This window comes from Bartonella sp. CR84HXZ, from assembly GCF_042194535.1.
Lineage (GTDB): Bacteria > Pseudomonadota > Alphaproteobacteria > Rhizobiales > Rhizobiaceae > Bartonella > Bartonella grahamii.
The window spans coordinates 1-23,613 of sequence record NZ_JBHIMY010000020.1 but is presented as its reverse complement, the minus strand read 5'-3'; the positions used below and the strand labels follow the sequence as shown (position 1 = coordinate 23,613).

Sequence of the window (23,613 nt, the reverse complement as noted above, 5' to 3'; positions counted from 1 at the left end):
AGTCATTTCTACAGTTATGTCATTTGAACTCTGGTCTTTGATACGAGAGAACAAGGCAAAGTGATATTTTGCAAGAGTTTCTTTGATTGAATCAATATATTTATCAAGCGTGGTATAGAGGCTTTTAGTATGTGTATTAATGGCGTTTTGTTCGATATCTTTGTATTCCATTTGCATAGCAGAAAGATCACGGACAAAGTTTTGACGCTCTTGTCGTTTTATCTCTTGTTCTCGCAATTCAAGAAGACGCTTGAGACGATCCAGATCAACATCATTTTCTAAAGCTCTTTCTAAAATAAGCTCCATAGCTGTAGGTTCGATTTCACAATTGTTCGTTGTTTCCACTAATTCCGTTTGTGTGGTACTTAGTTCACTCATCTTGATTTCCTCCTATTTGAGCGCAATCCACCCGTGGCGTGAATCACGCTTGTGTTAAAATCTTTGTTTTTGTTGCTAGAAACGGCTTATGTAGCTTATATCGCTTGCTGAATAGTCACTTTCGCAGATGATTGAATTGCGTCCACGAATTTCAAGATTACCAGAAATATTTACATTATCGAAAATATATACTCCATCTAGAATTTTCATATTTCCGGAAATGTGCGCTTTATCACTTATATAAGCATCTCCATAGACACGGGCATTGCCATAAACATGGCCCAAAACTCGAGCCTCACCATAAATTTGTGCATTGCCGTAAATTTGCGCATCATATTCAACATATGCTTCACCGCAAACTTTTGCATTTTCATAAACACGCGCCCTGCCTGTAATTTTTGCGCGTTCAAATACTTGTGCATTGCCGAAAATCTTAGCGTCACCATAAACCATAGCTTTATGCCAAACCCAACAATCGCCTTCATGCGATAGGTTGTCTTCTTTTTGTATATAGCCGCCTAAGTAACCTTTTTTAATATTTCTAAAATCTCTTAATGCACGTATGCGATAAAGTTTTTTACTTTTATCGGCTCTTGCATCATAAAATTCTTTTATTTCATCAGTCAGTTCGTATTTCTTTTCCATGGTTTATTGCCCCCCTACCTTAAGATAGCATCACTTCCATAAAATGCTGTTTTGCCAGCTACTATGGCATTACCACCAACTTTTGCGTTATTATAAACTTCGGCATCATCATAAACCTTAGCATTTTCATAAACTTTGGCATTTTCATAAACCCATGCCTCACCACCAACCCAGCAATTGTCATCATGGCTAAGATTTCTTTCACTCTCTACCCAGCCACCAAGATCACCTTTTTTAACATCTCCAAAGTCTTTTAATGCACGGATACGGTAAAGCGTTATTCTATCAACTTTAATTGTCTCATCAGTCAATTCGTATTTCTTTTTTATCATAATAACCTCCTCTTAATGCATGGTTTGTCTTTTAAGCTCTTGAGACAGCACACCAATTCCTTTTGCTGTGATTTTTGCGCAAGGAATTACTTTTTCTATTCCACTTGCGGTTTGAAGTGTGATGGTTGGACAATCCATAAGTTTCTTTTGGATTTTGTCTTGGTAAGGAAGCAAATTTCCACCTGCTGCTCGTCTGTAAACCCAACCTTTTTTCTGTAAGAAGAGAATGAACTGTTTTGGTTGCATCTCGAGTATTTTAGCGGCTTCTGTAAGACCGAAGAGTCCGTCATGACGTTGTAAGCTTTCAAGAGCCATGGCTTTTGGTGTTAAATCTTCAATGATGGTGTCTTTTTGATCTATTTGACCTTGTAGGTAATTCAAAAAGCCAATCATAGCCTTTGGACTTGAGTAGTCGATTTGTGGTGTTACTGCTTGCTTTTCCAATTCTTGCCAACGGTCTATAATCCTAGCGCGTAATGTCATGCTGTAACCCGAAACTAAGATAAGGCATTCACGTTTAGGAAGGTTGTAACAGTTTTGGGTCTTACCCTGTTTATCTAAATAGGTGGATCCAAATTTGGATTGACCCCCTTCAGGATATAATTCTCCTAACATTTGTCGAATATCACGCATAATATGCGCATGTTGCTTACCGCATAACTCTGCAATTTCACGACTAGACATGGTTGGAACAGTTGTGTTTTGAAAATTGTTTTCAGATGTTATAATAAGGCTTTTCATCATCACCCCCTTAATTAAGAAAAACACAAGGTTTGATATAATATTCTGCCATAGTTTCTATGACGTTCTGCTTGAGCAATTTTCCTTGCTGCGTGAATTTTGAAATAATGATTATCGGTTTTATCTGTTTCTATTTCAGATTTTGGACAAATCTTCTGTCTGTTCCATTCTTGTTTTGTAAAAACAAAATCCATGCCTTCTTTTAGATCAAGCTTTTCAACACAATCATTAAACCAAGTGGAAAAATCTTGTTTCAAATGTAAGTGCCTATGCATTACATGGGCATTGACCATTTGGACATAACCGATTTTGTTGTCTACCTCGTTTTCAGGCGTGAGATATCCTTCACTATGAATATGAGTATCATGTGTGGTCATAAGTTTACTCTAATCAATTATTGATGGGAAAAGGGGAGGCGCTTTTAAATGCGCCCTTCAGAATTTAAAGCACATCACAAGGACGTAAACGGTGTTGTTGTTCGTAAGTACCGTAAATCTCATCATTATATTTTTCGTCTGCGATCTCGTCTAAAAGTCTATTGTAAACATCACTTTCGCATATAAAGTAATGAACCTCACTATCTTCATCGAGACGTTCGATATTTTCTTTTACATATGCTTCTGCAATTTCTTCAGAGATATCTTCACAATTATTCTCAGAAGGATTGATGCGAAAGATTTGGATTGCATCAAGTGGTCCAGACTCTGCAATGTGTTGATCTTTATCGTAGGCAACTAATAAAATTTCATCAGAATTTATAAGAATTGGATTTTCCATAATTTCTCCTCCCTAACGCCTCTTGGCAATTGTTTGTGTGTGGTTTATGGAATAAATTAGTACATTATGCGTTAAATATAGTCAAGTACATAATGTACTATTTTTTTTAAAAAAATAAAAAAATAACGAATCACGGCATAATTTAGAGAATCAAAATTTTGCTGTTTACTGATAAAAATCAAGCAAACTTGCTTCAATCTGTTGATGGCAATCTAATCGATAACGTGAACAGAGAATCGTATTGTGTTTACATATCAAGAATAGTGCGCCGTACACGACCTATTATAGAGATAGCGCCTTCAAGTTTTGGAGCCTTTATTGTTTTGTCGTATGAAGCGGGCTGAAAAGGAGGATCATCATTAGGTCTGTATCGTTTATATGTCGCTTGTCCAGATTCATCTGCAATTACATAGCAGGCATTAGGCACAAGTTTTTTGTCTCGCATATTTACAAATATTATAGAATCTGGAGGGCTAATTTTATTCATAGATGCGCCATCTACACGTAAAGCAATCCATTCACCGGCAGGAAGATTAACAGCCTCTGTCATAGGATAATCTGAAAAATCCATTATCCCATCTTGCTCGCTTAATTCTCCAGCGCTAATCCATGAAACGACAGGAATACTTATATTGAGGTTAGGATTTTCTTGAGGAGACTCGCCATACAAAATCCACCCAGGATCTACATTAAATACTTGTCCATAGAGCTCGGCTATTTGGCGCGAAATACCACGATTTCCATTTTCGTGACTAATTAGGGTATTTTGATTAAGAGCTGGTATAGCGCGCGCAGCTTCGCTTGGTGTTGCGTATCCAGCATTCTTACGCGCTATTTTAAGTCTATCTTTTGGCAAATAAGTCATTTGTACATTATCCACTATTTTTTTAATTCATTGTGTACGATTTTATCTTGATTTAAAATTGTACGTAATGTACTATTTGTGTCATGGTTAATGATTTTTATGTCAAAAGTTTGATTGAATCTTGGGGATCTATACGCCAATTTGCAAAAGAAATTGGTTGTAGCTATGAGGCTGCGCGTAAAATGCGTGATCGCAATAGTATTTCTCCAAAATACTGGAATATAATTATTCAGTTATCTAAAGCCAAGGGTCTATCTTGGGTTACACTAGATTGGTTCCTACATAATTATGGGAGTAAATCCCATAGAGTTGTTCGTCCAATGACAAAACGAAGAAAAGATACGCTTCATCTGGTGGAGAAAATTAGTACAGCAAATGCATCACAAACAGTAATATCTTCTCATATTGCTGCCCCTACAGATAATAACGAACATCAACAGCAGCATTCACACTCTTAAAGAAGAAAGATCATGAGAAACGGAATATTGAAGAAACTCTACACACGGATTTGTGGATTAATAGGTTGTAATACGAAAATTGAGAATGGAGATAAGTTTGTGAAAGAATTTATACAAATACCGGATCGTGATTGTAGCATAGAAGATCTTATAAAACGACATAGAACTCATACAAAAGTTCTTGCAAAACAAGAAGAATGGCATAAGTCACAATTTGATAATTGGATGAGATGGCATGAAGCAACTCTTGCAGAGCGAGATAAGTCAATTGAACAACAGCAAGTAGTACTTGAAAACCTATCCTCTTTAATTAAGCAAAAAAATGAAACGCTATACAGCCAAAGGCTAAAGTTAGCTTCACAGATGAAAGTTATTGATGAATTAAATAATAAAATCACTGAGTTAATCAACAAAAAAGAAGAACCGAGATTGATCGATTTTATTTTTGCAGGAGAAGTTTTTTAACTTGCGTCATTTGAGCCAAAAATGAGGATTGTTAATTAACAATGAATCATTGCGAGGTTCCTTTTTCAAAAACATTTTTTCAAGACAAGCAATCACAACGCGCTCTGTCACAACAGCAGCATTTAGACTCTTAAAAAGAAAGATCAGAGATGATAGATGTCCCACAGATCACTATAAGTAAAGTCCAGTTGATTGATCTTGTTAATAAGATTGGACAGGAAAACATATATTATGGTGTCCTTTCGCCTCAAGATGCATGTTTTGAGATAAGTATAGATCCCTCATCAACAGGTTGTTTTGTCTATATGCTGCATAGTATCTTTGTGCGTGATGATAGAAATTATTTTCCGTAATTTCCGTACGATGATTTTAATCAATGGTTTTCATCTGTGTTTACGCAAGCTTTTACAACTTGGTTTGATAATTATTTTTCTCAAGAGTTGTCATCTTTTTATCGCTTAAATGAGCTAATCTATTTATAGCCTTAGTCAAAAATAGGCTTGATTTCTTAAGGGATAAACTCATCGAAAAAAGAGAAGAAGAAATCAAATTAATAAATGATGCGTGTAGTGTGCGTCTGAATTGAGTTAATCCACTTTTTTAAAACTTATAACTACGCGCTCTGTCATAGCACACATAAAAATACGTAGAGCCTTAAGGGGGGGATTATGATCACTAACGCACAAACCATTTTATGTCTTGATCTAGGGACTAAGACAGGCTGGGCGATATGCGGTGCGGATGGTCACATAACAAGCGATACAGAAGATTTTCAATCACGCCGTTTTGAAGGCGGTGGTATGCGTTATTTACGCTTTAAACGGTGGCTTACTGAACTAAAGAGATCTGTTGATGAAATTGATGCGGTGTATTTTGAAGAGGTGCGCCGGCATGTGGGTACAGACGCTTCTCATATTTATGGGGGCTTTCTAGCAACCTTAACAGCGTGGTGTGAACATCATCAGATACCATATGAAGGCATTCCTGTTGGCACAATTAAGAAGGCAACAACAGGAAAAGGTAACGCCTCAAAAGAAGAAATGATTAAGGCGGTATGTGCAAAAGGACATACGCCTAAAGACGACAACGAAGCAGATGCTTTAGCAATTTTATATTTAATGAAAGAAGGGGGTATATATGTCCAGTAAATTACCGTGGACGAGGCTGTTTGCAGATAGGTGGATTCTTGATCTTGCTTGTTTATCTCCCATTGAATGCAATGTTTATATAAAATTGCGTTTGCAAATGCTTTATACTGGAGAGCCGCTTTTAAATAACACAAAGGTCTGGGCTAATTACACTGGTTGTTCAGTAAAAATGTTTATGAAAGCGTTAGAAGTTTTAATAAGCACAGGTCATATCGAACGTTTAGACGATGGGTGTTTATGGAGTTTAAAAGTTGAAGAAGAACTCAATAACTCTAATGAAAGCTTAGATAAGGTATCGAAGACATCTCGGTCAAAGAAGTTATCAGAGAGAGCAAAGAAAGCAGCGCAGGCAAGATGGGATAAACATACAAATGATGCTTGTGATGATGCTAAAGCCATTGAAAATACTGATAAAAACGATGCTAAAGCCATGCTTAACGATGCTAAGCATGATGCTTACGACATGCTTAATGATGCCTATATATATAACATAAACAATAACACTAACATTAACAGTTATAATAAAAAAACTAAAACTATCGTTTTAGCAAAAAAAGAAATTGGTTCTGAAAGTTTAGAAACAAACGAACAGGTTGACGAGCCAACAGAGGTTGCTGCTGTTGAGACCACATCAGAGCAAATCGAAACCTCATCAGACAACCAACCTCCCATTCACGAGCAAGAGAACGTTTCCCAAAAAGCAAAACGAGCGAAAGCTAATCGCGGTTGTCGATTGCCAGATGATTTCAAACCTAATTTGCAATACGCAATCGATAAAGGCTTAACCCATGATGAGGCGCTGTTAGAAGTCGAACGGTTCAGAAATTTTTGGCTGGCAAAATCCGGAGCAAATGCAAACAAACGGGATTGGCCGGCGACATGGCGAAACTGGATTATACATCCAGAGTACGGAGCGCTATCCAAGAAACAAACACAAACACTTAGAGGTTATCATGGAAAATTCACTCAGAAAACTTTCACAGAACAGCTTGCAGAAGGCTTCAACGAACTCAGAGATCATCTCTCATCTGGAGAAGATTATGGAAATGATCAGTCCGGGGTATCCATTGACGCTGAAAGCTGGGAATACATTGACGAAACAGGAGGAAGCGCAAACCTTAGATGCTTGCAATCGTCTACAAGCGTTGCTCTCTGTGAAAGCTTCAGTTAAGCAAATTGAGCAAGCTTCTTTCCTACTCTCAAGCATGAGAGTCCCTGCGAACACAGATTCCAAAGCTGTTGTCCTATCCTATAGCATGATGCTGGAACGGATTTCAGCATATGCTCTGAAAAAGGGCGTCGAAGATATCGTAACTGGTCAAGCAATTGGGATATCAAAAACATTTATGCCAACTTGTGGAGAGCTTTTAACTTATTGCCAGACACTAGAAAATACCCTTCTTTCAAAAGCCGAAAGTGTACGTAGAGCAATTGAAAACACACGTGAGAAAGCACTCAAAGAAAAAACAACGAAAGAGCATTTTCGACCACTAACGCTTGTTCACAAGCAAGAGCTTGAAGAAACTTTAAATGGTCTTGGGGGAGCAGTGAAAAACATTGCAAGTTAGCAAAATAGTGAAAAGTGCTGATCATTTTGGGATTGGATATGTATTTAAATCGACAAAAAGGCACCTTACAAAGCGATTTAAAGATTTTACGATGAAAACCATATCTGCAATATAAAACGCTCTGTACAGTCAAATTTTAGGTAAATAGACCAATTGGTAAAATTATGGACTAAAAACATGAAAATATTAAAAGACCTGTTCTTAAAAAAGCGTAAACAACCAATGCAAAAAGAGTTTATTGCAACAGCTGTTGGTTATGTTCCTTGGGGGGATGGAGCAGAGGAGTATTTTTACAACCTCTACGAATATGAAGACGGCACAAGAGAGTGTGAAAAGTTTGATGGCGGACAGTATTATACCACACCAGAAAATGCGGATTTTAGTACCAAAGCGCAAGTGAAAGCATGGGTTTACGGTGGTGGTATTCCGAAAAGCATTCTCAATTACGAACCTCTTATAGATGAGATCAATAAAGAGATCAAAAAATTATCGAAAACCGCAGGAAATAAATATGTTTACAGATAAGCAGCTAAGAGCCTTGTTTGGTATTATAATTTTTATATTTTTATGTTTTTTAGGAATTAAAAAAAATCTTGACTTTATTCAGAGTATTTTGACATTTGCATCTGTTTCTTTGGTAATAGTCACAATTGTTTTTGCAATTTTATGCAATTCCAATATCCCTTCTGAATTGCAGAGCAACCCAAAATACAAATGCGGAAATACAACAGGTTGGGTGAAACTAACACGTGATTTACAACAATATATGCACCGACTTTTAAAGCTAATAAGTGTAGCGCTTGTCGTTTTAATTTTCCCAAGTAGCTATAAAGAAACGGTTCCTTTATCTGTCATTTCTAAGTACGTACAGCATAAGCTTTCTTTTTCATTGGATACTGTACTTTGGTACTCAGATATTGCTCTTTGGTATTCCTTTTTAGTTTGTGTATTTTTCCTTATGTTACATACACGCAGTTTAATAAATATATCTATTTACACACTACAGTGCTCAGTTAAAAAGCCATAGTAAAATTTCCGATTTTATAAAACTGTTTAGTTTAAATCACGCTGTCTCTTCTCAACGTTCATAGATGAAATCAACAAGGAGATAAAAAACTATCGAAAGATTCTTGACATTATTCCTGTAATGTATATCTTCGGTGTTAGGTGCCTCAAAAACACCTTAAACGAACAGCGGATAGATTGCCGACACAATTTTTCTTCCGCACATTAAAGGCTTTGACTCATTGTATGTTACACGCATATAATGGCATTGTCGGGTGTAGTTGTGCTATACAATACCCTTATGGGAAAAGCGTAACGACGGACTGTTCGCCGTGTTTTTGAGCACCCGGCATTTTTATAAAAAATGTCAATGAAAAACGTCTAACAACAAAGAGCTCACCATGAACAATTTAGTAACAATCGACAGTGCTGGTATTGCTGTCCACAATCTCTTTGAAAATTGCAGAGGTTGGATTTGAAATCTCACCTTTTTGAAAAAAAAGGGGTCTATTTGCTGGGAGTTCAGTGACAAATTTGAAATTGGAGATAAGAATAATCAACAGGCTTTAAAGCCTTCTCATAGTCAATAAATCTATTAAAAAAGGGGAAAAATGAAACAAACTTTAAAATTATTAAGCTGCATAGCTTTATTAAATATGGCTGGATGTCACTCAAAGCCTCCTTCAACATACTTTGTTATATGGGAAAAGCCAGGTGTAAATTTTACTGAGGTAGGAAAAGCACTGTTAGAGTGTGGTGCGCTATCTCCTTATAGTAGCGATAGAGACAATAGCAAATTAGGCTTTCATGAATGGTCGATGATTCATGCTTGTATGATCCAATCAGGATTTCACTATAAAATTAAAGATGGGAAATGGTGTGAAAATTGTAAAGATGATAGGATTCCGGTATATTCTCTTAATGGTTCTGTCAGGACTCAAAGAAGTGTCGAGAGACGCTTAAACAGCTCATTTTGTAAAAACAACGGTATAATAAAACTCTTAAATATCAACACTCCGTTTTGCCATTGATCATCAACAATCAAAATGCTGTATGGGGTAGCAATAGCTTATATGCGGACAGATTTTTTAGAACAACGACATGCTCTCATGCAACAGTGGGCTGCATTTATAATAGGAGCCGTTTGACATTATTTCTGCGATGTGGATTTTCGAATCAGGTGCCTAACAAACACCATGAATCGATAGCGGATAGATTGCCGAGACAATCTTTTCTCCGCACACTAAAGACTTTGACTCGTTGTATGCGTTTAGCATATAAGGGCTTTGTCGGGTGTAGCTATGCCATACAATACCCGTTTGGGAAAAGCATAGCGACGGACTATCGACCGTGTTTGTTAACACCTAGTCCCTTTTAGGACGTCCGTACTTTTAGGGTTTTTCAAAAAATAATAGCTTGATTGGCAGGCTTAAAACACCTGTAACCAATCGGTTCAACAGTATCCCGAAAGATCTGTTGCTCTTCATTTTATTATTCCAGGGTCTTCACGTGTATGTCCAAGGGTAACCTAAAGATGTGAAGGACTGAATTGGTTCGGTTGTTTTAGCCCTGGATACTTAAACTTTTAAAACAAAGGAACCAATATTATGAACACACTCATTAAAATATCAGAAAAAATTATTGAACAAGAAATTGTGCAAACGGTCAATGCGCGTGAGTTACACGCATTCATGGAAATAGGAAAACGTTTCGCTACTTGGATTACAGATCGTATTAATCAATATACATTTGAAGAAGGTAAAGATTTCATAAAAACACAAGATTTGCGGTTCCCAAAATTGGGAAGCGCAAAATCTAGAGCTGTTACAGCAATAGAATATCATCTCACTCTAGACATGGCGAAAGAGCTCTCAATGGTGGAACGCAATGAGAAAGGACGTCAAGCACGCCGTTACTTTATTGAGTGTGAAAAGAAACTAAAAAGCCAATCTGTTGATTATGATAATGATACACGCTTTGATGATTTTAACTATCTTCGCCAATATGTTTTGACAAATTATCCTAAAATCATGGGGATCATCTTTAGTCGTCTTTTGAAAATAGATGAAATCGAAAAAGAGCTTGATCATTACAAATCAGTTACAAAAGAAGCTAAGCGTGTTCTAGCAAAATCTGTAGTAAAAGCTGCTTAGACTTAAAACAGAACTCCCTTCCCCATCTTTACAAGGTGGGGAGGAAGTTAAGCCGCATTTTTGATTGTAATAATGACTTGCTTGCCAAGAACGCTCAGTGTTTGCTCTAGTGTTTGAAGCTTAGTTGGATAATTGGGATCAAGAATGCGTCTTGCTTCTGTTTCTTTTTTACCCAAACGATTAGCCAATTCTGTTTTTGTGATATTCGCTTCATTAAAGGCTTCTACTACTGCAAGCTTAAGAGCATTCCAAGCATCTACCGTGACCTTTACAAGACCTTTATATTGCTGTGGTACTGGTAAAGGTAAACCGCGCATAGGATAGCTCCGTAATGCTAACCCTAAAGCTTCAACAGCATTCTCTAATGCCTCTGCTCTATTTTCTCCAGCTGTTATTGCTTCTGGTACATCTGGAAAGGTTACAATAAAACCACCATCTGGATCAGATTCCAGTTTTGCTTGATAAGTATATTCCATGTTTAGGTCTCCTCGCCATAATCGAAATACTTTTGAAACGAAAACTTAAAGCTGTTGAGAGAATAACTCATACCCCCAACTGCTTTTTTATTATTTTCACGTAAAGTGGGGTCAATTCACCAGATTTTATAACGGTTGTCTTGTCTCCAAAAGTTACCAAATAATGTGACCCTTTACCTGCATCAGGAGCTTCACTGTAATGAATGCCTCTTTTTCTGGCTTCTTTACGTAACTCTCTAAGCAGTGCTTCTCGTTTCATTTAGCCTCCCCTTTCTGCATAAAATGAATATCGCACAAAAAGGTTCGATAGTCAACAATAAATCGAACAAAAAAGTTTGATACAGACTCTTAATGAAAGGATATTTATTGAAAAGTTAAAAGCAGAAATAAGAAAGCCGTGCCATTTGTGTGACATGTTTTTTTTGATGAATAATTTGTCAAATAATATTATAATGTAATACATTAAAAAACTGTTATTAATAAACTGAAATAATTGAATAAATACGCAAATTATGTTAAGATTTTTATGTATAAATTGCAAATCTAATGGGGCTACAAATATGCTAAATAAAGTGACGTTAATCGGGCGCCTTGGTGCTGATCCCGAAAGCAAAACAATGAATTCTGGAGCAGAAATAGTCAATTTTAGTATAGCGACTTCTGAGAGCTATACAGATAAAAAAACCAGTCAAAAAGTAGAGAAAACAGAATGGCATTCCGTGGTGATTTTTAATCCACATTTGGCAAAAATTGCACTTCAATATCTAAACAAAGGTTCAAAGGTTTACATAGAAGGAAAGTTACAGACACGCAAATGGCAAGATAAAAATGGGCATGACCGTTACACAACAGAGATTGTCTTACCACAATTCAAAGGCGAGTTGTATTTGCTTGATGCCAAAAAAGAGCAATCGGCATCCCCTACCCCTTCACCTATTACTTCTCAAAATTATGCTATCGCTTCAGGGGCTGCTGATCATAGTGCACTCATTAATAATGATAGCATACCGTTCTGATTGAAAAAAAATATGACAAAAAGAAAAAAACGTGCAAAACGTGGTCGTCCTCGGATTAAAGGATGTATCAGAGAACCAAATGGACGCATCTCACGAGCAAAAACACCGCATGAACCCATGGATAAATTGGCAATTGAAATGCGTGCCAAACGCTTCTGTTTGACCATAGAAGAGGCTAAAAATCCACTTTCCAGTACCTATATTGGGCGGCTTTATTTGCAAGGCGAAATCAATCAAGACCAATATGATGCTGCGCAAAAATATCTTGAAGTGAAAAACAATTACCTATGTGCAAAAGGATTGCCTAATGCAATTTATGATGAAATGCCTACAACTTCTGATAACGGAGCAAGAGAGAAATGGGTACAGATAGCAACAGAACATCTTTTAGCTGTAAAAGATGTTGTTCAAGAAGCTCAATGTTTACACCGTCAATATAACCTTCATGCCGCATTACAGTATCTTGTCATAGAAGATCAATCACTACCACATCTTGTGCTTTCATTGCGCATTGCTCTTAATGCACTTTATAAACATTTTACGCAAAACCGGTAGTTTTCAAGCGGCGTCTTGGATATTAATGGCAACCTCTTTTCCAAGAGCACTGAGAGTGGATTCTAAGGCATCTAATTTGGTTGCGTGGTTTAAATCCAACAATCGGTCAATTTGTATTGGATGAAGTTTTAAAAGACGTACGAGATCAGCTTTGCGTAAGTTTTTTTCAACCATAGCGTTATGTATTGCAATTTTTAAAGTCACCAATGAAGATACTTCAACAAAAGGATAGGCAATATCACGATGTCCAAAGGGAATAGGTTCACGATCTTGAAAACGCCCCATAATGACTGTTAAAAGTGCATTTTTAGCCTGTTCCAAAGCCTCTTTTTCATCGTTACCATAGGTAATAAATTCCTGAAAGTCTTTAGAGACGACTAGAAGAGTATCATTGTCATCTTTGATAAATTTGATTGCATATTTCATTTACACCTCCATATTCAGGCTTATTTTAGGTCAAGATCTTTAAGAATCTTCTGGACTAATCCTGTTCCTAATTCTTTTCGCGTACCATGCATAGGTAAAACGGACTTTTTAGAACCGCGCTTTACAAGCAAATGTCCACCTTTCCCTGAAGTAAAACTGCAACCATGCTTTATAAGATATCTTTTCAATTCTTGACTATTCATTATAATAATATAACATCTAAAATGTTTCAATACAACATAAATGTTGTATTGAAGGAAAATAAAGAATATCTTTTAAAACACCATATTTAGGTAAAAAAATAAAAAAACACAAGATCATGATTTTTTTGTTGACATGATGTGAAAAATCATATTTAATGACAGCACGGCACTAGTCGTATTGTGTCTAAAATTCAAAAATATCCTCAAAAATTCAGTAAAATATGAACTTGAAACGTGGCTAGAAAGCCCCGTTTTCTGGGTAATTCTGGCTAATCAATTTTTCACAGAATAAAAATCAATATTTGACTAATGATGTCATTAATTATGACTCAAAAGGAGCAATGATGAAAGCTGTCATCACTAAGCCAATGTGTGTTGTTGGAGACAATAAAAGCACTGTTCGCTTTGAACCATCAACACCCAATAATCCATTTGTTGAAGTTTCCAATCAAGTCTACGCACGTCTCAAGCGCGCTAATGCTGTAAAACCTTTTATTGGAGTCAAGACAACAGCAAAAACAGACAAGGCAGTTGAACAAATTAAGCAGATAAAACAAGAAGCCACACAAACATCGTCTGAACCAGTGACAAAGGAAATTCCACTCGAACAGCCAAAAGCATCTAAAGCTTCTAAGTCATCAACACCTACCCCCAAAAAGGCTTAGAAGTTGAAGTTAATCATCCACCAAAAATGGTATCTTCAACAGGTGAAGGATACCTTCACCAGTCTTCAAGCACCACGCCTTAACTGGGCTTTGCGTAATGCTGTAAACACCTCTGCAAAACAAGTCGAACGCTTTGCAGAAAAACAAATTGCCGATGTTACATCTGCCCAATCAAAGCGTGTCAAAAAAGGTGTTTATATTAAAGAAAAAGCTACAGCAAAGTTTCTTGAGACAGATATCATTGGTTCTGGAACACCGATACCTCTTAAATTTTTTCAAGCAGAAGAAACAAAACGCGGCGTAACTTACAAAATGTTTGGAAAAAAAGAAATCTTACCCCATGCTTTTATCAAAGGTGGGAGTTTTCCAAAGCGTGTTGAATTAAAAAAGCTGAATGGGAATGTGTTTCAAAGAGCGGATGGAGATCAATTCCCTATTGCAAAACAAGAGGGACCCTCAATTGCTGGGGTGATGTCCAAGCCAGAAATTGCAAGTGCTATCGTAAAAAAAGCCAATAAAAGATTAATTGCCAACATACAGTACCAACTTGCTCGTCAAGAATATGCCGCCAATAAGAAAGCTAAATAATGCTCTTAAGCTATGTTTATGTGCTATACAATAGGATTTTCTTTCTTGACAAGATTCACAGAAAACATATATCGTTAAATTAGGTGCCTAGAAAACACCTTGATAGATAGCGGATGAATTGCCGAAACAGTTTATTTTCCGCACATTAAGGCTTTGACTCATTCTATGCTCGTCGCATATAATGGTCTCGTCGGGTGTAGTTACGCTATACAATACCCTTTTGGGAAAAGCATAACGACGGACTATCTACCGTGTTTTCTAGCACCCGATACCCCTTGGGGTATGAATAGAAGACATCTAAATAGATAGGAGTTCGTTATGAACAATTTAGTAAACTCCCAAACCACTTTAACAATGTCTAGCCGTGAAATTGCGGAATTATGTGATAAAAGGCATGACAATATTGTAAGAGATATTCGACAAATATGCACTGACCTCAAAATTGAGGTGAGTAAATTTCAAGGAAATTATAAGGATTCTACAGGACGCAAATTAGTCTGCTACAACCTACCTAAGCGTGAATGTCTTATATTAGTTTCAGGGTACAGTACAGTGCTGCGTGCTAAGATCATTGACCGCTGGATAGAACTCGAGAGTCAGGAGCAGACCAATTATGATTGTGATACACGCTTTGATTTGCCAAGCTATTGGGAAGGTATGAACGCTGGTGAAAAAGTTTTGTATCTTCTAGGTCCTATTCATATGCGTCTTCTTGATGCCTTCAGAGTGGATGAAGAGAACAGAAAATACAAAGCTCTCATTAAAGAAGCAAAACAGGTCTTAGAAAAATCTGTTACGAAAGCTGCTTAAATTTAAAATACAATCTCATCTTCCCTGCTTTCAGAGTGGGGAGGATATTAATTAAAGAAAATTGCCAATTATGCCTCTCCTATTTCCAAAAAAATATAATAAAATCAATATAAAAGGTACTTCCCAGCGGGTTGGGTCTGTTGCGGGGCGGACGAGCGCGAACTATCGCTAGCGACAGAATTTTCAAATTGACTGTACATTGTACACATAACACATTGATAAATAACAATTTCAATATGTACACTGTACAGTACGCGATTATTTTTAGATAAAAATTATTTTTATTCTTGACATTGTTGCGTTAATATATATTTTCGAATTAGGTGCCTAAGAAACACCTTAAACCAATAGCGGATGGATTGCCGAAACAATCTATCTTCTGAGCATTAAAGATTTTGACTCATTATATGCTGTAGCGTATAAAGATCTTGTCGGGTGTGGTTACGCTATACAATACTCTTTATGGGGAAAGCGTAACGACGGACTATTGGCCGTGTTTCTTAGCGCCCGGCATTCTTCTGGAATGTCAATAAGAAACCTCTAACCAATAGGAGTTCATCATGAACACTCTCATAGAAATTAAAGAACAAATGATTGGACAAGAAACTGTTCAAACTGTTAACGCACGTGAATTATATATGTTCTTAGAAGTCAACTCTAAATTTGCAGATTGGATTGTACGCCGTATTAAAGAATATGGATTTTTGGAAAATCAAGATTATGGTTTTACGTTTCTCAAAAATGAGAAACGTAAAAATGTTATAAGTAAAGAATACCATCTCACTTTAGACATGGCAAAAGAGCTTTCCATGGTTGAACGCAATGAGAAAGGACGACAGGCTCGTCGTTACTTTATTGAGTGTGAAAAGAAACTAAAAAGCCAATCTGTTGATTATTGTGATGATATACGTTTTGCTTTCCCAAAAGATTGGGATAAAATGTCTCCAACTAAAAAGGCTGTTTACATTTATGGACCTCTCCATATGCATCTTGTCAAAGCCTTTACATTGGTAGAAGAAAGCAAACATTATAAAGCTTTAATCAAAGAAGCAAAACAAGTCTTAGAAAGATCTGTCGTGAAAGCTGCTTAGCTTAAGACACATCTCCCCTCCCCGTTCTCAACAATGGGGAGGTGGTTAAGAAGGCAATAAAATTAAGGTGCACTATACCAAGTTGATCGTCCACCACCATGACGTATCAAAAGACCTTTTTCAACTAATGATGTAAAAGTTACTTTAAGTGTATTAGGGCTTGCACCAACCTCACGTACCATATCGCGGGTTGTAACACGTCCGTGATTACGCACATAATCAAGAATATTAAGAGCCAATTCAGATAAGGAAAAAAGAGCATTTTTTTCACTCTCTATTTTTATTTCTAATTGGCGTTTTTGTTTTTGTAGAGCACGTAAAAAAAAGAGTATCCAAGGCTCCCAATTGGGTGTTTTAGTATAAATTGTTTTTTGAGTTTGATTTAAAGCTAAGTAATAGCTTTCTTTATTATTCTCAATAATGCTTTCAAGTGATGAATATGGTACATAAACATAACCTTTTTGTAACAAAAGAAGGGTGGTTAAGATACGGCTTAAACGTCCATTTCCATCTTGAAAAGGATGAATAGCTAAAAATGTTACATTAAAAATACCAATCGTAAGTAAAGGATGAAGATCCTTTAATTCATTGGTTTTATTGAACCAAGTAATAAGCTCTTGCATTCGGTATGGTGTATCAAATGGTGTAGCTGTTTCAAAAACAATGCCAACCATTTTCCCTTGAGAATTAAATGCTGCTACATCATTGCGTAAAGTCTTATATTCACCTCGATGTCGTTGATCTTTCTCACTATTACACAAAAGATCACGATGAAGTTGTTTAATATGATTTTCAGTAATAGAAATATCACTCCAAGATTGAAAGATTGTTTCCATAACCTTGGCATAACCGATAACTTCTTGTTCATCACGACTCTTGAAACGTTTAATTTCTAAGTTTACCAAAAGCTGTTCGATTTCGCGGTCTGTTAACTTACTCCCTTCAATGCGTGTGGAAGATCCAATACTTTCAACAGTAGCAATATGACGAAGAGCGTTCAATCGCTCAGGTGCAAGAGTACCAAGGGCGCGCCATGCCCCTTTGAACTCATCAATTTCAGCAATGAGAGCCAACAATTCTTGTGTAATTTGGAGTGTATCTGTTTTCATACCGGAATATATACCGGATTATACCCGATTGTCAATCATTCGTAACACCGTAAACTCTTACTTCTTATGGCAGAGAAAAAGGCAAGGAGCAACTATGAATAAGAAAGCTCGTGAAGGTCTATCGGTTCGTGCGTTTGCAAAAAAGATGGGTGTTTCACATAATGCGGTGGTTTCTCGGATAAAGACAGGTAAATTTGATGCAGCTCTTTTTGAAGATGGTTCTGTCAATGAAGCGCTTGCAACAGCTATCTGGAATGAGAATCCAACAAAGCGCCCTGCTTCACTTTTAGCGCCTGATGGTCAACCGCGAACAAAGATCAAACAAGCCTCCACAGATGGAGCCAATGAATACAAGATAAAACTGGAGCGGATGCAAGTTGCACTAGCAAAAGAAAAGATTGCTCTGGAAAAGTTACGCGAAACAACTGTCGATCGTGAAGAAGTGAAAAAGGCAGCGCGTGAGTTTGGAAGAGCGCACCGTGATGCTATGTTGAATTTTCCTCATCGTTTTGGTGCAAGCATTGCTGCACAAGTTGGATGTGATGCGGCCAGCCTTATTGGTGCTATTGATTATTATATGAGAACCGCTTTGCTTGAGGCGGTTAATATTCCAGTGCCTTTTCATGATCCTCATTCTCCAGAGTTAGAGAACTTGCAAGAAACGAATAATGGATGAAAATGCAGTCGAAGAATTTTTCGCTAATGCCAATGACGCACGACAACCCGACCCACCGTACACGGTTTTGCAATGGGCGGACAAGAATAGGTATCTTAGCACCGTAGCAAGTGCTGAGCCTGGGCTTTGGAAAACAAAGCGTACCCCTTATTTGCGTGAAATCATGGATAACCTTTCCTCTTACGTGCCAATTGAAACTACCATTGTCATGAAAGGGGCGCAGATCGGCATGTCTGAAGCAGGATTGAACTTTTGCGGTTATGCCATTCATTATAGTCCGGGACCTGCCCTGTATGTGATGCCAACGGTTGAGACAGCGAAGAAATTATCAAAAACCCGTCTTGACCCAATGATTATGGCAAGCCCTGCTTTAAGCGAACGCATTGCCCCAGCGCAGGCACGCGACAGCGGTAATACAATGTTTTCGAAAGAGTTTGATGGTGGGGCATTGATGCTTACAGGAGCAAACAGTGCAGCTGGTTTGCGTTCCATGCCTATTCGTTACTGATTTTGGATGAGGTGGATGCCTATCCTCTCAGTGTGGATAACGAAGGTGATCCGGTGATGATTGCTGAAAAGCGAACCTCAACCTTTGTGCAGAGAAAGATTTTTAAATTGTCCACACCGACCCACCGTGACACAAGCCGTATCGCCAAAGATTTCGTGCTAGGAGACCAACGATATTACAATGTCCCTTGTGATGCATGTGGTGTTCTACAGCCCATTGTTTGGCCACAAATTAAGTGGCCAAAAGGCGCCCCCGAAAAAGCTGTTTTTGTTTGTGCACATTGTGGTCATGAACATGCTGAGCACAGAAAAACAGATCTCATGAGTGAAGAAAGAGGTGCGTGCTGGGTGCCTACGAGTGAATCAAGCAGACCGAATTTGCGTTCTTACCATATTTCGGCACTCTATTCACCTTGGCTTACTTGGGGGGAATGCGCAAGAGAGTTTTTAGATGCCAAGGATGATCCGGCACTTTTGCAGCCTTTTGTCAACACAGTGCTTGGAGAGCCATGGGAAGACAGAACAGGGGAAGTTGTTGACCCTGATAGCCTCTATGCAAAACGTGAAGATTATCCCCTTGCACCAGAACAAGCCGTGTTGTTAACAGCGGGTATTGATGTGCAAAATGACCGCTTAGAACTTGAAGTGGTGGGATGGGGACGCAGTGAAGAAAGCTGGCATATTGATTATCAGGTCATCCTTGGTGATCCCTCTTCTTTTGAAGTGTGGGACCAATTGGATGAATATCTTGCAAAGCGCTGGCCACATCCAGGCTATAAAGAGGGTATCAGAATAACAGCTGCTTGTATTGATACCGGTGGTGGACACACACAAGCGGTTTATAATTACGTGCGCCCCCGTGAGGGACGACGTATCTGGGGGATTAAGGGACAAGCGGGATGGCGTGCGGTATGGCCGCGCCGTCCAAGTAGAAACAACAAAGGACAGATCAATCTCTATATTGTTGGTGTTGATGCAGCAAAAGATATTATCACGGCACGGTTTAAAAAATCCGGTCCTGAAGCATCGGGTGCTGGTGCAACACACTTTCATAAAAACCTTGATCGGGAATATTTTGACCAGCTAACCGCTAAAAGAAAAGTCATCAAATATTTTAAAGGCTTCAAGCGCATTGAACGGCAAAAAAGCGAAAAGGCAAGAAATGAAGCCTTGGACTGTAGGGTCTATGCTTATGCTGCTTTACAAGGTCTGATTTCGGCAGGAATAAACCTTAATCGAGAAGTCGATATCTTAGAAGAGCGTCTGGAAAAACTTAAAATTGAAGGCTCTTTAGAGCAGCCAACACCAAGACATGCCCCCTCTCCTGCTCCAAGAAGATCTCAGACAGCACAGCCTCAAAGGAAACAATCCAGAACGGTGATGAATCCTTATATGCAAGGGGATTGGAGGTAATTTGTGGATGAAACTTTAGGACAATTTAACAGCAAAATTGACAGACTTGAAAACTTAAAAAGGCGGCGTGAACAAATTGAAGAGGCTCTTTATTCGGGTGCGCAATCGGTACGCCATGGCGATAAGCAAGTCAGCAACCGCTCTGTTGAGGAACTGCGCAGAGCGCTTGAGATGCTGAATACACAAATAGCGGACCTTGAAGGAAGCAAGCGTTCACGCGTTTTCTATTTTAATATATCACGAGGCTATTAATGGCTGGCTTTATCAATAAACTCACGGGCTTTTTTACAATTTCTCGTCAACACAATCCCCATTTTGAAGCGGCAAGCAAAAGCCGCCGTATGGGTGGTTTTGACCCCGCAAAAAAACATATCAATAAAGCCATTGAGGAATGCGGTGATACCATTGTTGCCCGTTCAAGATGGCTTTATGACAATGAAGCTCTTTATGGTTCCGCAACGGAGGAATGGGTCTCTGCGGCTGTCAGTGATGGGATTAAACCTTATCCTCGTATTGAAGGTTTTCAAGAAGAAAAGAAAAAGCTTTTAGACTTATGGTGGCAATGGGTTGATGAAGCCGATTATGATGAAGATACCAGCTTTTATGGGCTGCAAGCAACCATTGCACGAGAGGTCTTTTTAACCGGAGAGTGCTTTGTAAGATTGCATTATGTTGATCTCTACGGGCGCTCTGGTGTGCCTCTTCAATTGCAAGTTTATCCCACCGAAATGTTGGACCTTTCCTACAATAGACCTGCTGAGATTGAAGGCAATTACATTCGTATGGGGATTGAATTTAATGCCAGTGGTAAGCGCGTTGCTTATCATTTCTGGGAACATCACCCCTATGATGATGTCCCTGCAAATATGGCATTTGAGAGCCAAGAGCGCGTGCGCGTCCCCGCTGAAATGGTCATTCATATCAAAGAGCGCCGTATTGCCGGACAATTGCGCGGTTCTCCCAAAATAACGCGCTCTATGACAAAGATCTTTCAACTCGAATCCTATGACGACGCAGAACTCGATAGAAAAAGGACGGCGGCTCTTTTCGCGGCGTTTGTCAAGGACAGTTCCCCAAACGTCGAAAAATTATCCGATAATCGTGATAAAAACAACGTTGAAGAAGAATACAAAGCACCTGTCATTGCGCCCGGTGCATCTCTTTATTTAGGAGAGAATAAAGAGGTTACATTCTCAAATCCTGTTGAGGTTGGTGGCTCTTATGAGGCTTTTCAATTTCGCAATATCTTGAAAATTTGTGCAGCACTTAATATGCCTTATGCCGTTGTAACTGGAGACGTTACGCGCGGCAATTTTTCCAATGTGCGTACCTCTATCATTCAGTTTAGACGGCACGTCAAACAATGGCGTGAACATATCATTGCCTTTCAGTTTAACCGCATTGTTTGGGAGCGTTTTGTTGAAATGGCAGTGCTTTCTGGATGCGTCAATTTGCCAGGGTGGGAAGAAAATTCCTTGCCATGGCTTCAATGTGAAAGCTTTGCACCACCCCTTGAAATGATTGATCCAAACAAGGATATCTCAGCGGAAAAAGAAGAAATCCGTGCAGGCTTGAAAACACGACGCATGGCACTTGCCGAGCGCGGCTTTGATATCGACAGCATTCATGCCGAACTGCAAGAAGAGCACACAGACGCTCGTGCGCGCGGCTTATCTTTTGACACGGATATGGCAGCGCCCTCTGATAGCAATCAAGTAATTGATACAGCAGATTCAGAACCTTCTGAAACTTATGAAAGTAACCAAGGCAGTGAGGCACATACAAATGGTGAATAATCTCGACATGCCGTTTTTGGCATCACGGCTTTTTGGTGTTCCTCATATGCTTGCATCGACAAAGCTTGATATCATTTTGAATGCTCTTGCGCCGCGTCTTTTTGAGGGAGAAAAGTTTCCCCCTAAGGCTTTTGCGCAAGGGGATACAGAAGCTTTAAGCCCCCCTGAAACTTATGTAGTACAAAACAATATTGCCATCCTACCAGTTCATGGCACGCTTGTGCGCCGTGGCGCATGGCTTGGGGCTTTATCGGGGCTAACCTCTTATGAAGGTTTAAGGGCTTCTTTTCGTGAAGCCATTGCACAACCTGATGTTCGCGCTGTTTTACTTGATATTGACAGCGGCGGTGGAGAAGCCGGCGGTGTGTTTGATTTAGTTGAAGAGTTTCAAACACTCTCAAAACAATACAATAAACCCATTTGGGCACATGCCAATGAGTTTGCCTGTTCTGCAGCTTATGCCATTGCTTGTGCTGCTTCTCAAATATGGATTGCTCGCACGGGTGTTGTGGGCTCGATTGGGGTTGTTAGCGCCCATCTTGACCAATCCCGTGCAGATGAAAAACACGGGCATAAATGGACCTTTGTCTTTGAAGGTGATCACAAAGTTCATGGCAATCCTCATGAACCCTTGAGCGATACAGCACAGATAAAAATGCAAGCCGATTGCGCCCTGCTCTACGAGATGTTTGTCGATTTGGTGGCGCAAAACAGACGCTTAAATGCTGATGCAATTCGTGACACAAAAGCAGAAACTTTTATAGGCAACCAAGCGATCACGCTTGGATTAGCAGATGCGCAAGGCACCCTTGCGCAAGCTTTGGAAGCCTTAACGGATTCCATATCACAAAACCCAACATCAACAGAAAAAGAAGGACAAAACACATGGCACGCACACAATACCGCGCTGAAGAAGAGGATGACGAAAAGATCGTCGACATCATCAATGACGAGGAAGAGGACGAAGACGATAGTGACGTCGACAAAAACGCCGAAGACTTCGACGATGAAGAAGAAAACGAAGATGAGGACGAAGACAATGAGGACAAGCAGGAAAACATAAAAGCTGCTCTTGAAAAAGAAAGAAAGCGCGCAAAAGCACTAACAACCCTTGAAAGGCAAGCAAAGCACTTAGGCGTTTCTTTTGACGCAGCAAAAGCTATTCAAAACGGTATGAGTCTCGAGAAAGCACGCCAGTGTGTGTTGACGGCTGCTAGCTCTCAAAGCGAGTCTTTAAAAGTCTCGCCTTATGCCCCTCATAGTGATGGGACGAGCAAGGCAAAGATTCACGCAAAATGGGAAGCAGCTTGGAGGGCAGTGAAATGACGAATATTATTTATGACGACGTACGCAATGGCGCTTATCTTGGACCCTACGACCCTGACATGTCAAACGAAGAAGTGGTGTTTGCATCAGGAGCATTCATTGAAGCGGGAACTGTCATGGGAAAGATAACCGCAACGGGACACTATGCCCCCCTTAATCCAGCAGCATCAGATGGCAGTCAAACACCGGCAGGGATTTCTTTTGCCACTATTGACGCAACAGGCGCAGATCAACGCGCCGTGATTACAGCACGCTTATGCACTGTAAAAGCTTCTGAACTGCTATGGCCAGATGCCATCACGGATGAGCAAAAGAAAGCAGCCATTCAGTCTTTAGAAGACAAGAACAACATTCTATTGCGATAGGAGAATGCAAACATGGATATGAATTTTTTTAAACATGATGCTTTCTCAAGCATCAC

32 protein-coding genes and 3 pseudogenes are annotated in these 23,613 nt (G+C 39.0%); 23 read left to right on the top strand and 12 right to left on the bottom strand.

The genetic code is table 11. The features are described 5' to 3' along the window. The 7 genes and pseudogenes from ACFIKD_RS08065 to ACFIKD_RS08035 form a co-directional block, all read right to left on the bottom strand. Positions 1-378, bottom strand: a pseudogene (locus tag ACFIKD_RS08065) (recombinase); the annotation flags it as partial. Between the two features lie 75 nt (positions 379-453). Continuing rightward, positions 454-1,023 carry a hypothetical protein gene (locus tag ACFIKD_RS08060; RefSeq protein WP_375647689.1) on the bottom strand — a complete coding sequence of 190 codons (570 nt, stop codon included), beginning with the start codon at positions 1,021-1,023 and terminating at the stop codon, positions 454-456. A 14-nt stretch (positions 1,024-1,037) separates the two neighbouring features. Then, positions 1,038-1,355, bottom strand: a complete 318-nt coding sequence (locus tag ACFIKD_RS08055; RefSeq protein ID WP_156850804.1) for a hypothetical protein — start codon at positions 1,353-1,355, stop codon at positions 1,038-1,040. Positions 1,356-1,367: 12 nt separating this feature from the next. Then, positions 1,368-2,096 carry a Rha family transcriptional regulator gene (locus ACFIKD_RS08050; protein ID WP_375647691.1) on the bottom strand — a complete coding sequence of 243 codons (729 nt, stop codon included), beginning with the start codon at positions 2,094-2,096 and terminating at the stop codon, positions 1,368-1,370. Between the two features lie 14 nt (positions 2,097-2,110). Continuing rightward, positions 2,111-2,473: an antA/AntB antirepressor family protein gene (locus ACFIKD_RS08045; protein ID WP_375647688.1), complete on the bottom strand. Its 363-nt coding sequence runs from the start codon at positions 2,471-2,473 to the stop codon at positions 2,111-2,113. Positions 2,474-2,537: 64 nt separating this feature from the next. Then, complete coding sequence (locus ACFIKD_RS08040) at positions 2,538-2,873, bottom strand: hypothetical protein (protein WP_375647686.1); 336 nt, start codon at positions 2,871-2,873, stop codon at positions 2,538-2,540. A gap of 247 nt (positions 2,874-3,120) precedes the next feature. Next, positions 3,121-3,738: a S24 family peptidase gene (locus ACFIKD_RS08035; protein WP_012754749.1), complete on the bottom strand. Its 618-nt coding sequence runs from the start codon at positions 3,736-3,738 to the stop codon at positions 3,121-3,123. Between the two features lie 110 nt (positions 3,739-3,848). Between ACFIKD_RS08035 and ACFIKD_RS08030 the strand changes: the two genes are divergently transcribed. The 10 genes and pseudogenes from ACFIKD_RS08030 to ACFIKD_RS07985 all read left to right on the top strand — a co-directional run bounded on the left by ACFIKD_RS08030 (position 3,849) and on the right by ACFIKD_RS07985 (position 10,535). Then, positions 3,849-4,196, top strand: coding sequence for a hypothetical protein (locus tag ACFIKD_RS08030; protein ID WP_375647685.1), 348 nt, complete (start codon positions 3,849-3,851; stop codon positions 4,194-4,196). Positions 4,197-4,208: 12 nt separating this feature from the next. Continuing rightward, positions 4,209-4,661 carry a hypothetical protein gene (locus tag ACFIKD_RS08025; RefSeq protein ID WP_375647683.1) on the top strand — a complete coding sequence of 151 codons (453 nt, stop codon included), beginning with the start codon at positions 4,209-4,211 and terminating at the stop codon, positions 4,659-4,661. A 668-nt stretch (positions 4,662-5,329) separates the two neighbouring features. Continuing rightward, on the top strand, positions 5,330-5,809 hold the full coding sequence (locus ACFIKD_RS08020; RefSeq protein ID WP_375647682.1) for a crossover junction endodeoxyribonuclease RuvC: 480 nt from the start codon (positions 5,330-5,332) through the stop codon (positions 5,807-5,809). Next, entirely contained in the window at positions 5,799-6,980 is a 1,182-nt protein-coding gene (locus tag ACFIKD_RS08015; protein WP_375647681.1) for a hypothetical protein, read from the top strand. The genes ACFIKD_RS08020 and ACFIKD_RS08015 overlap by 11 nt, the downstream gene beginning before the upstream one ends. Continuing rightward, a complete protein-coding gene (locus ACFIKD_RS08010; RefSeq protein WP_375645181.1) occupies positions 6,964-7,377 on the top strand; it encodes a hypothetical protein in 414 nt (137 codons plus the stop codon). The genes ACFIKD_RS08015 and ACFIKD_RS08010 overlap by 17 nt, the downstream gene beginning before the upstream one ends. 177 nt (positions 7,378-7,554) lie before the next feature. Further along, positions 7,555-7,902 carry a hypothetical protein gene (locus ACFIKD_RS08005; RefSeq protein ID WP_375613835.1) on the top strand — a complete coding sequence of 116 codons (348 nt, stop codon included), beginning with the start codon at positions 7,555-7,557 and terminating at the stop codon, positions 7,900-7,902. Continuing rightward, the gene (locus ACFIKD_RS08000) at positions 7,889-8,404 is read left to right on the top strand and encodes a hypothetical protein (protein ID WP_375647679.1); all 516 of its coding nucleotides are present in this window, start codon (positions 7,889-7,891) and stop codon (positions 8,402-8,404) included. The genes ACFIKD_RS08005 and ACFIKD_RS08000 overlap by 14 nt, the downstream gene beginning before the upstream one ends. 589 nt (positions 8,405-8,993) lie before the next feature. Continuing rightward, positions 8,994-9,413: a hypothetical protein gene (locus ACFIKD_RS07995; RefSeq protein WP_330167790.1), complete on the top strand. Its 420-nt coding sequence runs from the start codon at positions 8,994-8,996 to the stop codon at positions 9,411-9,413. 27 nt (positions 9,414-9,440) lie between these two features. Then, positions 9,441-9,530, top strand: a pseudogene (locus ACFIKD_RS07990) (integrase dna protein); the annotation flags it as partial. Between the two features lie 459 nt (positions 9,531-9,989). Next, positions 9,990-10,535, top strand: coding sequence for an antA/AntB antirepressor family protein (locus ACFIKD_RS07985; protein WP_375647678.1), 546 nt, complete (start codon positions 9,990-9,992; stop codon positions 10,533-10,535). Between the two features lie 47 nt (positions 10,536-10,582). Here the strand turns inward: ACFIKD_RS07985 and ACFIKD_RS07980 are convergent, their stop codons facing one another. Further along, positions 10,583-11,011, bottom strand: coding sequence for a type II toxin-antitoxin system HicB family antitoxin (locus tag ACFIKD_RS07980; RefSeq protein ID WP_375645119.1), 429 nt, complete (start codon positions 11,009-11,011; stop codon positions 10,583-10,585). A gap of 67 nt (positions 11,012-11,078) precedes the next feature. Further along, a complete protein-coding gene (locus tag ACFIKD_RS07975; protein ID WP_004859817.1) occupies positions 11,079-11,270 on the bottom strand; it encodes a hypothetical protein in 192 nt (63 codons plus the stop codon). A gap of 301 nt (positions 11,271-11,571) precedes the next feature. Between ACFIKD_RS07975 and ssb the strand changes: the two genes are divergently transcribed. Together ssb and ACFIKD_RS07965 are read left to right on the top strand one after the other, a co-directional pair. Continuing rightward, positions 11,572-12,027, top strand: coding sequence for a single-stranded DNA-binding protein (ssb, locus tag ACFIKD_RS07970; protein WP_375647676.1), 456 nt, complete (start codon positions 11,572-11,574; stop codon positions 12,025-12,027). Between the two features lie 12 nt (positions 12,028-12,039). Then, positions 12,040-12,582, top strand: a complete 543-nt coding sequence (locus ACFIKD_RS07965) for a hypothetical protein (protein WP_375645151.1) — start codon at positions 12,040-12,042, stop codon at positions 12,580-12,582. Positions 12,583-12,585: 3 nt separating this feature from the next. Here the strand turns inward: ACFIKD_RS07965 and ACFIKD_RS07960 are convergent, their stop codons facing one another. Further along, positions 12,586-13,008 (bottom strand): type II toxin-antitoxin system HicB family antitoxin, encoded by a 423-nt coding sequence (locus ACFIKD_RS07960; protein ID WP_375645150.1) that lies wholly within the window; start codon positions 13,006-13,008, stop codon positions 12,586-12,588. A 20-nt stretch (positions 13,009-13,028) separates the two neighbouring features. Beyond that, positions 13,029-13,211 carry a type II toxin-antitoxin system HicA family toxin gene (locus tag ACFIKD_RS07955; protein WP_006589116.1) on the bottom strand — a complete coding sequence of 61 codons (183 nt, stop codon included), beginning with the start codon at positions 13,209-13,211 and terminating at the stop codon, positions 13,029-13,031. Positions 13,212-13,555: 344 nt separating this feature from the next. Here ACFIKD_RS07955 and ACFIKD_RS07950 point away from each other — a divergent pair, with 344 nt between their 5' ends. The 4 genes from ACFIKD_RS07950 to ACFIKD_RS07935 all read left to right on the top strand — a co-directional run bounded on the left by ACFIKD_RS07950 (position 13,556) and on the right by ACFIKD_RS07935 (position 16,365). Then, on the top strand, positions 13,556-13,876 hold the full coding sequence (locus tag ACFIKD_RS07950; protein ID WP_375647690.1) for a hypothetical protein: 321 nt from the start codon (positions 13,556-13,558) through the stop codon (positions 13,874-13,876). Positions 13,877-13,879: 3 nt separating this feature from the next. Next, a complete protein-coding gene (locus tag ACFIKD_RS07945; protein ID WP_375647675.1) occupies positions 13,880-14,464 on the top strand; it encodes a hypothetical protein in 585 nt (194 codons plus the stop codon). Positions 14,465-14,782: 318 nt separating this feature from the next. Beyond that, the gene (locus ACFIKD_RS07940; protein ID WP_375645079.1) at positions 14,783-15,274 is read left to right on the top strand and encodes a Rha family transcriptional regulator; all 492 of its coding nucleotides are present in this window, start codon (positions 14,783-14,785) and stop codon (positions 15,272-15,274) included. A gap of 560 nt (positions 15,275-15,834) precedes the next feature. Further along, positions 15,835-16,365, top strand: coding sequence for an antA/AntB antirepressor family protein (locus ACFIKD_RS07935; protein WP_375629830.1), 531 nt, complete (start codon positions 15,835-15,837; stop codon positions 16,363-16,365). A 62-nt stretch (positions 16,366-16,427) separates the two neighbouring features. Here the strand turns inward: ACFIKD_RS07935 and ACFIKD_RS07930 are convergent, their stop codons facing one another. Further along, entirely contained in the window at positions 16,428-17,474 is a 1,047-nt protein-coding gene (locus ACFIKD_RS07930) for a Fic family protein (protein ID WP_375610735.1), read from the bottom strand. Positions 17,475-17,568: 94 nt separating this feature from the next. On the opposite strand from ACFIKD_RS07930, the gene ACFIKD_RS07925 reads away from it, so the two are divergent. From ACFIKD_RS07925 to ACFIKD_RS07895, 7 genes and pseudogenes are all read left to right on the top strand, one after another. Then, complete coding sequence (locus ACFIKD_RS07925; protein WP_375647674.1) at positions 17,569-18,150, top strand: hypothetical protein; 582 nt, start codon at positions 17,569-17,571, stop codon at positions 18,148-18,150. Further along, a pseudogene (locus ACFIKD_RS07920) lies at positions 18,143-20,070 on the top strand (phage terminase large subunit family protein). Before ACFIKD_RS07925 ends, ACFIKD_RS07920 begins: the two are co-directional and overlap by 8 nt. Before the next feature lie 3 nt (positions 20,071-20,073). After that, the gene (locus ACFIKD_RS07915; protein ID WP_375647673.1) at positions 20,074-20,322 is read left to right on the top strand and encodes a phage head-tail joining protein; all 249 of its coding nucleotides are present in this window, start codon (positions 20,074-20,076) and stop codon (positions 20,320-20,322) included. Then, entirely contained in the window at positions 20,322-21,866 is a 1,545-nt protein-coding gene (locus ACFIKD_RS07910; RefSeq protein WP_375647671.1) for a phage portal protein, read from the top strand. Before ACFIKD_RS07915 ends, ACFIKD_RS07910 begins: the two co-directional genes overlap by 1 nt. Then, positions 21,856-22,929, top strand: coding sequence for a S49 family peptidase (locus ACFIKD_RS07905; protein ID WP_375647669.1), 1,074 nt, complete (start codon positions 21,856-21,858; stop codon positions 22,927-22,929). Before ACFIKD_RS07910 ends, ACFIKD_RS07905 begins: the two co-directional genes overlap by 11 nt. 110 nt (positions 22,930-23,039) lie before the next feature. Further along, positions 23,040-23,192 carry a hypothetical protein gene (locus ACFIKD_RS07900; protein ID WP_375645168.1) on the top strand — a complete coding sequence of 51 codons (153 nt, stop codon included), beginning with the start codon at positions 23,040-23,042 and terminating at the stop codon, positions 23,190-23,192. Beyond that, a complete protein-coding gene (locus tag ACFIKD_RS07895; RefSeq protein ID WP_375647668.1) occupies positions 23,189-23,557 on the top strand; it encodes a head decoration protein in 369 nt (122 codons plus the stop codon). Before ACFIKD_RS07900 ends, ACFIKD_RS07895 begins: the two co-directional genes overlap by 4 nt. Positions 23,558-23,613 lie beyond the last annotated feature (56 nt).

Bases quoted from the DNA above. Each gene is read 5' to 3' on its own strand.
- ssb (WP_375647676.1), top strand. From the start codon at position 11,572: ATGCTAAATAAAGTGACGTTAATCGGGCGCCTTGGTGCTGATCCCGAA.
- ACFIKD_RS07985 (WP_375647678.1), top strand. From the start codon at position 9,990: ATGAACACACTCATTAAAATATCAGAAAAAATTATTGAACAAGAAATT.
- ACFIKD_RS07895 (WP_375647668.1), top strand. From the start codon at position 23,189: ATGACGAATATTATTTATGACGACGTACGCAATGGCGCTTATCTTGGA.
- ACFIKD_RS07905 (WP_375647669.1), top strand. From the start codon at position 21,856: ATGGTGAATAATCTCGACATGCCGTTTTTGGCATCACGGCTTTTTGGT.
- ACFIKD_RS07940 (WP_375645079.1), top strand. From the start codon at position 14,783: ATGAACAATTTAGTAAACTCCCAAACCACTTTAACAATGTCTAGCCGT.
- ACFIKD_RS08060 (WP_375647689.1), bottom strand. From the start codon at position 1,023: ATGGAAAAGAAATACGAACTGACTGATGAAATAAAAGAATTTTATGAT.
- ACFIKD_RS08005 (WP_375613835.1), top strand. From the start codon at position 7,555: ATGAAAATATTAAAAGACCTGTTCTTAAAAAAGCGTAAACAACCAATG.
- ACFIKD_RS08015 (WP_375647681.1), top strand. From the start codon at position 5,799: ATGTCCAGTAAATTACCGTGGACGAGGCTGTTTGCAGATAGGTGGATT.
- ACFIKD_RS08050 (WP_375647691.1), bottom strand. From the start codon at position 2,096: ATGAAAAGCCTTATTATAACATCTGAAAACAATTTTCAAAACACAACT.
- ACFIKD_RS08055 (WP_156850804.1), bottom strand. From the start codon at position 1,355: ATGATAAAAAAGAAATACGAATTGACTGATGAGACAATTAAAGTTGAT.
- ACFIKD_RS07980 (WP_375645119.1), bottom strand. From the start codon at position 11,011: ATGGAATATACTTATCAAGCAAAACTGGAATCTGATCCAGATGGTGGT.
- ACFIKD_RS07935 (WP_375629830.1), top strand. From the start codon at position 15,835: ATGAACACTCTCATAGAAATTAAAGAACAAATGATTGGACAAGAAACT.
- ACFIKD_RS08000 (WP_375647679.1), top strand. From the start codon at position 7,889: ATGTTTACAGATAAGCAGCTAAGAGCCTTGTTTGGTATTATAATTTTT.
- ACFIKD_RS07995 (WP_330167790.1), top strand. From the start codon at position 8,994: ATGAAACAAACTTTAAAATTATTAAGCTGCATAGCTTTATTAAATATG.
- ACFIKD_RS07975 (WP_004859817.1), bottom strand. From the start codon at position 11,270: ATGAAACGAGAAGCACTGCTTAGAGAGTTACGTAAAGAAGCCAGAAAA.
- ACFIKD_RS08040 (WP_375647686.1), bottom strand. From the start codon at position 2,873: ATGGAAAATCCAATTCTTATAAATTCTGATGAAATTTTATTAGTTGCC.
- ACFIKD_RS08025 (WP_375647683.1), top strand. From the start codon at position 4,209: ATGAGAAACGGAATATTGAAGAAACTCTACACACGGATTTGTGGATTA.
- ACFIKD_RS08020 (WP_375647682.1), top strand. From the start codon at position 5,330: ATGATCACTAACGCACAAACCATTTTATGTCTTGATCTAGGGACTAAG.
- ACFIKD_RS07965 (WP_375645151.1), top strand. From the start codon at position 12,040: ATGACAAAAAGAAAAAAACGTGCAAAACGTGGTCGTCCTCGGATTAAA.
- ACFIKD_RS08045 (WP_375647688.1), bottom strand. From the start codon at position 2,473: ATGACCACACATGATACTCATATTCATAGTGAAGGATATCTCACGCCT.
- ACFIKD_RS07955 (WP_006589116.1), bottom strand. From the start codon at position 13,211: ATGAATAGTCAAGAATTGAAAAGATATCTTATAAAGCATGGTTGCAGT.
- ACFIKD_RS07900 (WP_375645168.1), top strand. From the start codon at position 23,040: ATGAGTCTCGAGAAAGCACGCCAGTGTGTGTTGACGGCTGCTAGCTCT.
- ACFIKD_RS07930 (WP_375610735.1), bottom strand. From the start codon at position 17,474: ATGAAAACAGATACACTCCAAATTACACAAGAATTGTTGGCTCTCATT.
- ACFIKD_RS07960 (WP_375645150.1), bottom strand. From the start codon at position 13,008: ATGAAATATGCAATCAAATTTATCAAAGATGACAATGATACTCTTCTA.
- ACFIKD_RS07950 (WP_375647690.1), top strand. From the start codon at position 13,556: ATGAAAGCTGTCATCACTAAGCCAATGTGTGTTGTTGGAGACAATAAA.
- ACFIKD_RS08035 (WP_012754749.1), bottom strand. From the start codon at position 3,738: ATGACTTATTTGCCAAAAGATAGACTTAAAATAGCGCGTAAGAATGCT.
- ACFIKD_RS07925 (WP_375647674.1), top strand. From the start codon at position 17,569: ATGAATAAGAAAGCTCGTGAAGGTCTATCGGTTCGTGCGTTTGCAAAA.
- ACFIKD_RS07910 (WP_375647671.1), top strand. From the start codon at position 20,322: ATGGCTGGCTTTATCAATAAACTCACGGGCTTTTTTACAATTTCTCGT.